This window comes from Helicobacter labetoulli (genome assembly GCF_003670275.1).
Lineage (GTDB): Bacteria > Campylobacterota > Campylobacteria > Campylobacterales > Helicobacteraceae > Helicobacter_C > Helicobacter_C labetoulli.
Map to the genome: position 1 here is coordinate 69,700 of NZ_QXJF01000004.1, position 12,879 is coordinate 82,578.

Sequence of the window (12,879 nt, forward strand, 5' to 3'; positions counted from 1 at the left end):
ATTTAATATCAAATCACACTTTGCGTATTCTTAAGCCTTTGAATCTCATCTTCTTCGCTTAACATCTCCATTTGCTCTTGCTTTTTTATTGTGCTCAAATACACCGCAACTAGCCCAAGCAATGCTGCAATAGATGATGCCACAAGAATGGAAATTTTAGATAGATCAATACTCATCATATCATCTTTGTAAGCGAGATTTGCTACAAACATTGACATTGTAAAGCCAATACCCGAGAGCATACCAACAGATAGGATATGTCCATAGTTTAAGTCCTTTGGACGCGTAGCAAGATTGAGCCTTTCTCCCACAAAACAAAATAGCACAACACCTATTGGCTTCCCTACCACCAAACCCAAAATTGTCCCGATCATCACGCTATTAAGACTAATCTCAACGCCATCTTCAAGCGACACTCCAGCATTTGCAAAAGCAAAAAGCGGCACGAAAAAATACGCACATAATGGCTGCAAGGCGTGTTCTAATCGCAAAAGAGGGTTTTGTGCGTAGCGTGAGTATGTCCCTATGGTGTCAAGCATATGCACGAGTTGTGAAGTCTTTGCCATATCAATCTTTTTTTCCACATCTTGTGTGCCAAACACAAAATTTTTAACATTCTTAAAGCTCCCCCTCCAGAATCCAAGCTTTTCTGCCTCATTTGTATGGATAACATCACTCCACTCATTTGTAGCAGTTTTCATTTTATCAAACTCTTTAAGCATATTGATAAAATACCGCCTATTTACACGCGTCCGCCCCGGAATTGCCATAGCTAGAATCACTGCCGCAATCGTTACGTGAATCCCACTATGATGCACACAAATCCACAGCAAGATTCCAACCAAAAAATACAATGACAAATGCTTTGTATCACGATAATTAAGATACACCAGCACTGCTATGAGTGCCAAAGAAGCATAAATCCACTCTAGATGAATTGTATCTGAATAAAAAATAGCGATAACAGAAATAGCACCCAAATCATCTGCCACAGCCAAAGTTACAAGAAAAACTTTCAAAATCTTTGGCACCCTATGACCAAGAAGCATAACAAGCCCTAAAGCAAAAGCAGTATCAGTACTCATCGCTACGCCAAAGCCATTTTCGTATGCCGTGCCAACATTAAAATACAAATAAATCATCACAGGACATACAATCCCGCCAAATGCCGCCAAAAATGAAAAGCTCACTTTCTTAAATCCTGCTAACTCTCCATACAGCATTTCACGCTTCATCTCTAAACCCACAAGCAAAAAGAAAAACGACATCAGCACATCATTGATAAACTCTTGCAAATTGGTCTTTAGGCTTGAATCTGCAAAAAAGACCCCAAAATCGGTATGAAAAAACTCAAAATACATATCCGCATAAGGAGAGTTTGCCACAAGCATAGCCGCTGCCACACAAAATGCAAGCAAGATTCCACCAAAAGATTCGTGTTTGATAAAGGCATTAAGATTTTCTTGCAATTTATCTTTGATATATGAGTGTTTGGTGAGCTTTAGCTTTGCCTCTTGCATAGAATCTCCTCTAAAAATAATGCCAAATCAGTTTGGGTTCTAGGTTTTGAGTATAGAAACCTTAAAAAAGTGGGGCGTTGAAAGTCCGCATTATACTTAATTGAAAGACTCTAGTCAAGGGGAACTAAGCGACTTTTTAGACTTACTCTCATTAATTTCATACTTGTTTTAAGATAAAATCTACCCAAAGATTCTGCTCTTACAAATAGAATCCAACTTATGCTTCCACCTCATCAAACAACACTTCCTCAAACTGCTCATCTTGCTTTTTCAAAGGATAGACAACAAAACCTCGTATAGTTTTACACTCCTTCTTGGCAAGGTATTTTTGCTTTAAAAACTCCATATACCCACGCACTTGCTGCTTTTGTGAATCTACATCACCCGCTGCACTTTTATAATCTAGCACAATCCATTCTTGTTTATCATACAAAAGCGTATCCATACGATAAAGATAATTATCCATCATATAGCTCACTTCACACGCAATATGCTTTGCTCCAAGCAACTTTTTAAACACCACATTTTGTGTGCAATCCACAGCCTTTTGAATGGACTGCTCTATATTTTCTAATGACAATACAAATCCATAGCGGTTAAACAAAATACTTTGTATATCCTCTATTGCCATTTTATAGCCTAAATACAGCTCAAACACGCTATGCAAAGCACTTCCAAAAATGATATTACGCCAACTTTGTATGTCTAAGACTTCACGGCTTTGCTCCACTCGTATAAAGTCCTCCTGCTCCCCAAGCTTTGGCATTGTATGAAAGAGATATTGGCAGTTCTGCAAACTCTGCTCTTTATGTGCCTTTGGTAAGAGTGAAATCTCATCAAGACGATGAGGAAGATTTAAAATGTCAAATTTTCCCTTAGGCTTCATCAAAACACTTAGCCCATATTTTGCCCGTGTAAAAGCCACATACAAAACATTGCGTTTTTCTTGATTTGTATGCAATGTGTGGGTTTGTAATGCTTGCTTATATGCCTCATCAAAAACCTCTCTATGCTTCATTTTATAATAAAGCCCTTTGATGTGAATCTTATCATACTCGGTAATAAACTTATCCTTGCTATGATTTTCCCCACCTAGTTTATCGCACAAAATCACATACTCAAACTCCAAGCCCTTTGATTTATGGATAGTCATAATTTTCACACCATAATTGCTTTGAGTTGGGGCTTGACACAACATCGTAGGCAATTCCTGCAAAAACTCCTCAATGCTCCTATACTCGCAGCTTATCTCCAAAAATCGCCAACTCACACTTTGAGCAAGCTCCAATGCCTCAATAAGCGATAAAATCGCCTTTGAAGGTGGCGTATCTATGCGAATACGAAGTGATTTGATAGTATTCACCACAGAATGCGAGTAAGATTCTCCAAGAAGCTTTGAGATATTTTTTTCATACAGCTTTAATGCACCTTTCATTTTGAAATAACTCTCTTCATATTCCACACTTTGTGCATATTCTTGCGTTTGCATTTTAGAATCTAGAGCAATATATTTAAGAGCATTAAGCAGGATTTTCACCTCCTTTTTTTCAAGCAATTGAGAATTTGTCTCCGTTACAATATTGAGCTTAGGCATTTGTGCTTGAATATACTCTTTGAGACTCAAAATATCTTTATTATCAAAAACCAAAATAGCTATCTCATCTTCACTTGCTCCGCGTTGTAAGAGTGTCTCTAGCTCATTATAAACCTGTGTGATGAGAGATTGTCTATACTCTGCTGATTCTTCTGTGATAGATTTTTTTGTATATTCGCTATCTTTAGATGGCATAGATTCTATAATCCGCACAAAACCATCATTATGAGTAGAAGCAAATGGATACTGCTGGTTAATATATTGCTCAAAACATTGCGAAAACACTTCATTATTAAAATCAATCACGCGTTTGCTTGAGCGGTAGTTATAGCCGAGATTCTCTTGGGTAAGATTTTTTGTCGCCTCTTCAAAAATCCCCGCATAGCTTCCACGAAACATATAAATACTCTGCTTCTCATCACCCACCATAAACACACTTCTATCGCCTATGCGTCCATTCCCAGCTAGAATCTCCTCAATAATGGGTTGCAAGATTTGATACTGCATACAGCTTGTGTCTTGAAACTCATCAAGCAAAATATGTGTAATTCTCTCATCTAAACGAAAATAAAAAAAATCCCTGTCTATATTTTGCGCAAGTAGTTCATAATTTTTCATACCTATGGTATCAAAATCAAGCACATTATCTCTTTGCATTACTTTGTGCTGAGCTTGTTGATACCGAGCAAGATAATGCAAAATCTGCGTAAGAATCTGCCCTTGCTTTTGACTATAATACATCGCAAAAAGCTCATAAATCTCATCACGCACACAATCCATAGAGGATAAATCACTCTTTGTAAGATAGCTATGCTCACTCCATTGTGCCAACATATTGACTTTAACTTCTTTTGTTTGCATAAGATCATCAAAAGTCTTATCAAATAGCTTTATAGCCCTTGGGGCGGCATTTTGCCTTATTAGCTCATCACGAATCTTAGCCATATTCTCACTAATTTTTTGAGCTATCTGCTCTAGATTCAAATGTTTAGCATTTTGTTTGGTAGAACAAGAATGTTTAAGCACATCATTTGGCAAAAAAGAAAATCTATCTAACATACTCAAAAAGCCTTCCAAACTTAGCCCTTGAGCAAAACAGAATCTTGCAATCTCTTGTATCTCTTTATGCGATAATGCTCCTAAAAACATCTCATAAATTTCATTTTTATTTCTCTCGCCTACATCAAATTTTAGCGAAACACCCACATACCAACAAAACTTTTTCAACACTGAATAAAAAAATGAATCAATAGTCGCAATGCGTGGATTGCTCTGTATAAAGTTTGCATACACATCGGCAATATTTTCACTGATATGTTTAGCACTTAGCCCATTTTGTAGCAAAGCTTTGTAAATGTCATTGCTCTCAAAAGTGCCTTGCTCAAAGCTTTGCAAAAGACTTTTCAAATGCTCATAGATTCTATGGTGCATTTCAATTGAAGCTTTTTTTGTAAAAGTAAGTGTAAGAATCTGATGCGGATTTGCCCCTTGAAAAAGCAAATAAATAAAACGCAATGAAAGATTAAATGTCTTTCCACTTCCCGCAGATGCCTTTAATGCCAAAAACTGCTCTTGCATAGCCCTATCCTTAATTAAATACTCGCAGAATCTTATTATCCCTAAGTCTTATCTAAAATATAGCAGATAGAAATTATACCCCAAGTGTAAAACTTTTTGCAAATTTTAACCTTGATTACACTTTGCTAAACTTTTATGATACAATTACGCTTAAATTTAACTATAAATCACTATAAACTTAAGGAGTTATATATGTCAAAAAGTCTTTATGATACACTTGAAATCAGTGAAAATGCCTCACAAGAAGAGATTAAAAAAGCCTACCGCAAGCTTGCAAGAAAATATCACCCAGATATCAACAAAGATTCTGGAGCGGAAGAAAAATTTAAAGAGATTAATGCCGCGTATGAAGTTTTAAGCGATGAGAATAAAAAAGCACAATATGACCGCTTTGGCGATGCGATGTTTGGCGGACAAAACTTTCACGATTTTTCACGCTCACAAGGCAATGGAGCAAATCTTGATGATATTCTTTCCTCAATTTTTGGGCAAGGTGGATTTAGTGCAGGCAATGGAAGTGGATTCTTCGGTGGAGGATTCAGCGGATTTGGTGGTGGCGGGGATTTTGGCTTTTCAAACTTCAATGCCCCAAATCTTGATGTGCAAGAAAATATTCAAATTCCATTTGAAAATGCCGCACTTGGTGGGAGCTATCATTATAGCGGGAGAAGTGGGGGCTTTGATATTAAGATTCCCGTAGGACTAAAGGATAATGAAACAATCCGCCTAAAAGGCAAAGGAAACTCACACAATGGACGCTCTGGGGATTTGCTCCTTAAAGTCAAGGTGCTAGATTCAGCAGAATATGAGCGAATAGATGATGATCTCTATAAGAATATTGACATTTCACTAAAAACCGCTCTCTTTGGCGGCAAAGTCTCACTTGAAACACTCTATGGGCAAGTTACTCTCACAATCCCGCAAAATACAAAAAATAATCAAAAATTCCGCATTAAAGGCAAAGGGATTAAAAACCGCAAAAGTGGGATTTTTGGGGATTTGTATGTGAAAAGTAATGTCATCTTACCTCACACAGATGAGCTAAGCAAAGAGGCACAAGTTGTGCTTAAAACACAACTTCCATAAACCAAGTAAGGAGCAAACAAAATGTATGGCTATGATGAACCTGTATATCTTATCAGTGTTGTGGCAAAGATTCTAGAGATTCACCCACAAACTTTGCGTCAATATGAAAAAGAGGGTTTAATCCAGCCCGGACGCACCGATGGCAAAATGCGTCTTTACTCACAACGCGATATTGATAAGATTAAAACCATACTCAAGCTTACACGCGATATGGGAGTAAATCTCGCAGGAGTGGATATTATCCTACGCTTAAAGGAACGACTTGATGAGCTTGATAAAATGGCAGGAGATTTGCGTGAGGATCTTGCCAAACATCAAGGCAAAACAAATGTTTTACAATCACATCAAAGCTCTTATGAAATTATTTTGTTTCAAAAAAAGTAAAGTCTGCATTTGTTAAATCTCGCTTCCATACTCCGCCCAGAATCTTTGCAGGACTTCATCGCCCAAGAGCATATTCTTGCCTCCAATACCCCACTTTTTAAAATGTTAAAACACAATGCTGTGTCGCATTGCTTTTTCTATGGACCGCCAGGTAGTGGCAAGACCACCCTTGCTACGCTTATTGCCAAAGAGCTGAATAAGCCTTTTGCTACTTATAATGCCACAAGTTTTAAAATAGAAGAGCTACGGCAATTTGTCAAAAGCTATGAAAACACATTGTTCCAGCCTATTATCTTTATTGATGAAGTTCATCGCCTCACCCGCACACAGCAAGAGGTTTTGCTCCCTATTATGGAATCTTATAGTGCTATCATCATAGGTGCTAGCACTTACAACCCCTTTCATTCCCTGACGAATGCTATCCGCTCTCGTAGCTTCATTTTTGAGCTAAAGCCCCATTCCGCAACGCATTTAGATTCTATTTTAGATAAGGCACTCACCTATTTAAAAGATAATAGAAATATGCACATAGAGCTTGAATCCCAAGCAAGAGATTATCTCATTTCCTCAAGTGTGGGTGATGCTAGAGCTATGCTCAACCTCCTTGATGCCGCGATAAGCAGCGGAGAATCAACAATCTCTCTTCATACTCTAAAAGCCCTGCGTCCTTACGCACTCCACGATGGAGCCAGTGAAAGCCAAAGCCACTACACACTTATAAGTGCATTAATCAAATCCATACGCGGAAGCGATGTCAATGCGAGTGTATATTACCTTGCGCGTCTTATTGCTGCAAATGAGAATCCGGAATTTATCGCGAGGCGACTTGTGATTCTAGCAAGTGAAGATATTGGCAATGCCAACCCAAATGCGTTAAATCTCGCCACTAGCACAATGATGGCTGTGAGTAAAATCGGTTATCCTGAATCCCGCATTATCTTGTCTCAATGTGTGATTTATCTCGCCTCTTCACCCAAAAGCAACACCGCCTATAATGCCATAAATGCCGCACTTGCCTCTATCAAACAAGGCTGTGTGCTAGAAGTGCCTAAGCAGATTTTGCCTGATTCTAGCTCCTATCTCTATCCACACGATTTTGGTGGCTGGGTAGAGCAGAGCTACCTTACACAAGATTTGGATTTTATAGAATCCACAAACAAAGGCTTTGAAAAAACGCTCAATGAATGGCTAGAAAAAATCAAAGGCATAAGCAAGAATAAAGGGGCGGAGAATGCCTAGATTCACGCTTAGTTTCACACTTATTGTCTTGTATATGCTGTGTGCTATGCCTTATGCTTTTGGAGCGGGTATTGATGTCAATCCCGATAAACGCGGTTGGCATATCGAGCTAAAGCGTATCTCAACAAATCTTAGCTCCACTACCATTAGCGGGCAAGATGAGTATGTGAAGTTTTCAGATAGCCGTATTAAGGGTGATTCACAGCTTATTACACAAGGACATTTTGATTTGGGACTTGACTTTTACGCACCGCGTTATGTTGTGTTTAACTCCGCTCTTGCAGAGTATGGACGCACAATCCTTGTAAGAGAAAATGAAAAAATCAGCAACACCACACTAGATAGAATCTTAATATCCACAGACTATACACACAGAATCTGGTATATCCCCACATTTGCCGGAGGCTTTGAAATTGGTCCATCTATCAAGGCAAACTATCAAACCGGCTTTGAAAACAAACGGCAAATTACGCGGTTGAATGCTGGAATCAAGCTCTTTGATGGGGTGTATGTCAAAGATTTACATCTTAATGCCTTTAGCGAAAAGGACTTTGCCCTAAAAACAGAATCTGAAAACTACGGCTGGGAGGGTGGCATCAAGCTTGAATATAAATTTCAACAAGGCTCAAAGTTTTATTGCTTCACAAGCTTCCGCTATTACCTTTATAGCTCCGCTCCAAAAGAATATAATCCACTCTATCAGCTAGAGGTGGAAGTCCGTTTAGATACAAAATTTTATAAAAGATTAGCCATTGCTCCATTTGTGAAGTATTATGCCCTGCAAGGACGCAATATCCCAACAAAAGGCGATAACCTTCTACTTGGATTCTCACTCTCATTTGGGCATATTTTCCTTGATGCAACAAGAAAGCAGGAACTAGCCCCACTATAAAGCTTAAATTTACAAGAAAACTACAATGATATAAAACAAAGCACGATAGGAAAGCTTAAAATATTTTTACAAAATCTTACTTTATAGAATTTTGTAGTCTTGTATTTATATTATATAAATTGCAAAAGTCTTTTAGATTCTAAATCCTAGCACCTATTACCGCTATTTGTCTTAAAGCAATACAAAATGGAAAAAAATGCTAAAAATGATAACTATCTTGATAATAAAATTTAAAATCTACAACCCATATCTAGCGATTTTATGACGCAAAACCTCTATATTCATACCAAGCATATCACTTGCTTTTTGTAAATCATTTTGAGATTGCAAAAGCGTTTGGGCAATAAGCTGTTTTTCTAGCTCGCTTATGCCCTGCTTTGGTGAAGTGCCTCCACCAAAGGCTTGATTGCGAGATTCTAAAAACAAATCTTTAGGACTTATCTCTTCACTTTCACTTAAAATCCCAGCCCGCTCCACGACTGAAAGCAATTCTCGCACATTACCATACCATTCATATGAGAGCAACGCCTCTTTTGCCTCTTTGGAAAATCTCTTTTGCCCTAAGCCATACTGCATACATACAGATTCTAGCTTCCACTCACTTAAAGGCAAAATCTCCTCTTTTCTTTCTTTGAGTGGAGAGACAGGCAAAGGAATGGTCTGCAAACGGAAAAACAAATCTTCCCTAAACTCATTTTTGGCAATTTTAGCCTGAATATTAGCATTTGTCGCGGAAATAAAACGCACATCAATTTTAATGGGCTTTGAGCTCCCTAAGCGTGTAACACTCTTTTCTTGCAAAACACGCAAAAGCTTTGCTTGAAGAGCTAAAGGCATTTCACCAATCTCATCTAAAAACACACTTCCACCATTAGCGTCTTCTAAAATACCCGGTTTTGTGCTTGTAGCGTCTGTAAAAGCTCCCTTTTCATAGCCAAAAAGTTCAGATTCTAATAAATGCTCGGGGATTGCTGCCATATTAATGGCGATAAATGGTGCATTAGCACGGGAAGAGTTTTTATGAATAAAGTTAGCAAATACATCTTTACCAACCCCGCTTTGCCCCAAAATCAGCACACTTGCATCTGTTTTAGCTACTTTAAGTGCAATATTTTTTGCTTCCTCTAATTTTGGAGAAGTGGATATAAAGTCTTTAGTAAGATTCTGTGATTTATGAGAATGCGTAGAATCTTGAGCTTTTGTGGGGCTTTGCGTGATTGTATGTACGCGGTGGCTTCGCTCTATGGCTTCAATAAGCGCTTCTATCTCAAAACCTTTCACAAGAAAGTCTTTCACGCCCAAGCGGATAGACTTAATTGCATTTTGCACGGAGGCGTTACCTGTGATGACAATGGCTTCATATCGCCCATTTAGCTCTTGTAAAAAGCTTAATCCATCCATTTGAGGCATATTAATATCAGTAATCACAAGATGAAAACTATCATCAAGCTTTTTTAGAGCATCTTTTGGATTCTTAAAACTTACAATCTCATATTGCGGATAGTCTTCAAACGCCGTTTCAAGCGACTTTCTATAATTAATATCATCTTCTATAATGGCAATTTTCATCTCTCCCCCTTAGCTAAAATATACATCACTATACTTTTATCAACAAGCTTTGCTCTAACTCTTGTGGGAGCTATCTCAAGGCTTACTTTTGAGCTTATGGCGTTATTTCTACCTTTTGTGCTTTCACGCACATTGACTTCGTGCGTATATAAACACTCAAGCACCTGCTCCTTTTCTTGCTTCAAAATAGATGAGATAAAATAGGGCATATCGTCCATAATAAGATAGCTACTCGCATCAATCTCGCATTCTTTTGTGATATGATACCCGCTCTTTTCCTGCATTACTTGCGACACGCGGTAACGCTCACGCTGAGCTAGATTGTCTTGACTAACAATCTTGTATGAGATAAGTAGCTCAACTTCAACTCCATCAAACCGCTCATCATAAGGGAGCAAATCAAGCTTGTTTGCCCCAAATGCATAAAGCCAAGTGCCAAGCATAAACCACGCTACAAGTTTATAACGCATAGAATCTCCTATTCTTGCACTAATCTTCTTGTGTTAATCCCTCTTGCTCTTCTTCATCTTCTTTTGGCTCTTTAGGGCAAACATTAGCATAAGCCACCTTATCATTGCCAACATTGACAATTTTCACGCCACTTGTATTACGCCCTGCTTCGCGTATAGCTTCAGTATCTACGCGTATCATTTTCCCTGAGCTTGTCAGCACCATCAAATCCATATTTTCATCATTAATATTCACTACACTTACAAGCTTACCTGTTTTTGGTGTAAGCTTCATTACAATCACGCCTTTGCCCGCACGACTTTGGAGACGATACTCTCCTGCTAGTGTTTGCTTGCCGATACCTTGCTCACTCACGGTTAAAAGCTTATCTGTATCACTTGTGATTGTTGTCGCCGCAATGACACAATCTTCACTTGCTTTAAACTTAATACCCGTTACCCCTCGGCTCGCACGCCCAATTTCGCGTAGTTCATCAATGCCAAAACGGATACACATACCTTGGAAAGTAGCGATAAACAACTCTTTGACAGCAGAATCCACAATATGTGCAGTTACAAGTTCATCGTTCTCATCAAGGTTAATCGCCCTTACACCCACGCTGCGAATATTACTATATTCTTTAAGATTTGTGCGTTTGACAATACCATTTTTGGTAAAGAATACAAGCGATTTATCATCGTTAAAATCAGTCGTTGTGATGGTTGCCATAATCTTTTCATCAGGGGAAAGATTAATAAGATTTACAACTGCCTTACCAATAGCTGTGCGTCCTGCTTCTGGAATCTTATAGACTTTGAGCCAATAGAGCTGTCCTTTATTAGTAACAAACATAATCGTATCGTGCGTATTTGCCACAAAGAAAGATTCAATAAAGTCATCTTCGTGCGTATTCCCGCTAATCTTACCTTTACCACCACGATTTTGCTTTTCATAAGTTTTAAGTAGCACTCGCTTGACATAGCCGCGATGACTCATTGTTACCACAACTTTTTCATTTGGGATTAAATCCTCTATATCAATGCTGTCATAGTCCTCTTCAATCTGTGTTTTGCGTTTGGAGCTAAACTTTTCTTTTATCTCTAAAAGCTCATCTTTTACGATACTTTTTAACTTTTCTTCACTTTTAAGGATAGATTCTAAATATGCGATTTGTTCTTGTAGCTCGGCATATTCCGCATTAATCTTATCTCGCTCTAACCCTGTCAAGCGTTGCAAACGCATTTCAAGAATAGCTTTAGCTTGCAATTCACTGAGCTTAAATCTCTCTACCAAAGCATTTTTTGCTTCTTCTGAATCTTTTGATGAGCGAATAATACGGATAATCTCATCAATATTATCAAGTGCGATGATTAAACCCTCTAAAATATGTGCTCTAGCCTTAGCCTTTTCAAGCTCAAAAATGCTTCTACGGATAATAATAGTCTTACGATGAGAGATGAAAATCTGCAATAGCTCAAGAAGATTAAAAATCTTTGGCTCTTTATTATTAATCGCAAGAAGTATGATTCCAAAGGTGCTTTCCATCGTTGTGGATTTAAAAAGATGATTCAGCACTATCTCACTCATCGCATCGCGTTTTAGCTCAATAACTACGCGTATCCCTTCCCTATCGCTTTCATCTCGCACTTCAGCAATACCCTCAATAATTTTCTCTTTAGCAAGTTCGGAGATTTGCTCTACAAGCTTGGCTTTATTGACTTGATAAGGCACTTCATCAATGACAATCACATCTTTTGTCTTTGTTTTTTCAATATGCACTTTAGCGCGCACACGGATTCTGCCTCGCCCAGTGCGGTAAGCCTCTAAGATACCCGCCTTACCATAGATAATACCACCTGTTGGGAAGTCTGGTCCTTGAACAATATCAAGCACATCATCAACATTTTGTGTATTATTATCAATCACAAAAATAAGCGCGTCAATAATCTCATCAATACGATGTGGCGGAATAGAAGTCGCCATACCCACAGCAATACCGCTTGAACCATTTACAAGCAAATTGGGGATTCTACTAGGCAGGACATCTGGCTCACTTAGCGTGTTATCATAGTTTGGCACAAACTCCACCGTGTCCTTATCAATATCGCGTAGCATTTCTTCACTCGCACTTGTCATACGCGCTTCTGTATAACGCATAGCCGCCGCACCATCACCATCAATAGAGCCAAAGTTCCCCTGCCCATCTACAAGCTCAAGTCGCATAGAAAAGTCCTGTGCCATACGCACAAGCGCATCATACACAGCTATATCGCCGTGCGGGTGATATTTACCAATCACATCGCCAACAATCCTAGCACTTTTCTTATAAGGGCGGCGGGGAGATAGGCTTAGCTCATTCATTGCATACAAGATTCTTCTATGCACCGGTTTAAGTCCATCTTTAGCATCTGGTAATGCCCGCCCCACAATAACACTCATTGAATAATCAAGATAACTCTCTTTAATAGAATCATCAATCTTTACTTCTATGCTTTTATTTTCTAGCAAGCTATCCATTCTCTCTCCAAAATGATTTTTTAAGGCAGGATTCTAGCCCAAATTGACTA

General features: G+C 38.5%; 9 protein-coding genes. 4 read left to right on the plus strand and 5 right to left on the minus strand.

All coding sequences use genetic code 11. The annotated features are described in order from the left end of the window. Nucleotides 1-8 precede the first annotated feature (8 nt). Nucleotides 9-1,520, minus strand: coding sequence for a Na+/H+ antiporter NhaA (gene nhaA / locus EBF12_RS02630; RefSeq protein WP_121726282.1), 1,512 nt, complete (start codon nucleotides 1,518-1,520; stop codon nucleotides 9-11). Nucleotides 1,521-1,737: 217 nt separating this feature from the next. Next, nucleotides 1,738-4,692, minus strand: coding sequence for a RecB-like helicase (locus EBF12_RS02635; protein ID WP_121726283.1), 2,955 nt, complete (start codon nucleotides 4,690-4,692; stop codon nucleotides 1,738-1,740). 192 nt (nucleotides 4,693-4,884) lie between these two features. Between EBF12_RS02635 and EBF12_RS02640 the strand changes: the two genes are divergently transcribed. From EBF12_RS02640 to EBF12_RS02655, 4 genes are read left to right on the plus strand one after another with little or no spacing between them, the layout of a single operon-like run. Then, nucleotides 4,885-5,778: a DnaJ C-terminal domain-containing protein gene (locus EBF12_RS02640; protein ID WP_121726284.1), complete on the plus strand. Its 894-nt coding sequence runs from the start codon at nucleotides 4,885-4,887 to the stop codon at nucleotides 5,776-5,778. Nucleotides 5,779-5,799: 21 nt separating this feature from the next. Beyond that, nucleotides 5,800-6,162, plus strand: coding sequence for a heat shock protein transcriptional repressor HspR (locus EBF12_RS02645; RefSeq protein WP_121726285.1), 363 nt, complete (start codon nucleotides 5,800-5,802; stop codon nucleotides 6,160-6,162). Between the two features lie 9 nt (nucleotides 6,163-6,171). After that, nucleotides 6,172-7,401, plus strand: coding sequence for a replication-associated recombination protein A (locus tag EBF12_RS02650; RefSeq protein ID WP_121726286.1), 1,230 nt, complete (start codon nucleotides 6,172-6,174; stop codon nucleotides 7,399-7,401). Continuing rightward, nucleotides 7,394-8,293, plus strand: a complete 900-nt coding sequence (locus tag EBF12_RS02655) for a hypothetical protein (protein ID WP_244196323.1) — start codon at nucleotides 7,394-7,396, stop codon at nucleotides 8,291-8,293. The genes EBF12_RS02650 and EBF12_RS02655 overlap by 8 nt, the downstream gene beginning before the upstream one ends. A 237-nt stretch (nucleotides 8,294-8,530) precedes the next feature. Here EBF12_RS02655 and EBF12_RS02660 read toward each other — a convergent pair whose 3' ends face one another. Genes EBF12_RS02660 through gyrA form a run of 3 tightly spaced genes read right to left on the minus strand, consistent with a single transcriptional unit; the run spans nucleotide 8,531 to nucleotide 12,829 of the window. After that, nucleotides 8,531-9,862 (minus strand): sigma-54-dependent transcriptional regulator, encoded by a 1,332-nt coding sequence (locus tag EBF12_RS02660; protein ID WP_121726287.1) that lies wholly within the window; start codon nucleotides 9,860-9,862, stop codon nucleotides 8,531-8,533. Further along, the gene (locus tag EBF12_RS02665) at nucleotides 9,859-10,332 is read right to left on the minus strand and encodes a hypothetical protein (RefSeq protein WP_121726288.1); all 474 of its coding nucleotides are present in this window, start codon (nucleotides 10,330-10,332) and stop codon (nucleotides 9,859-9,861) included. The genes EBF12_RS02660 and EBF12_RS02665 overlap by 4 nt, the downstream gene beginning before the upstream one ends. Nucleotides 10,333-10,351: 19 nt before the next feature. Continuing rightward, nucleotides 10,352-12,829, minus strand: a complete 2,478-nt coding sequence (gyrA, locus tag EBF12_RS02670) for a DNA gyrase subunit A (RefSeq protein ID WP_121726289.1) — start codon at nucleotides 12,827-12,829, stop codon at nucleotides 10,352-10,354. Nucleotides 12,830-12,879 lie beyond the last annotated feature (50 nt).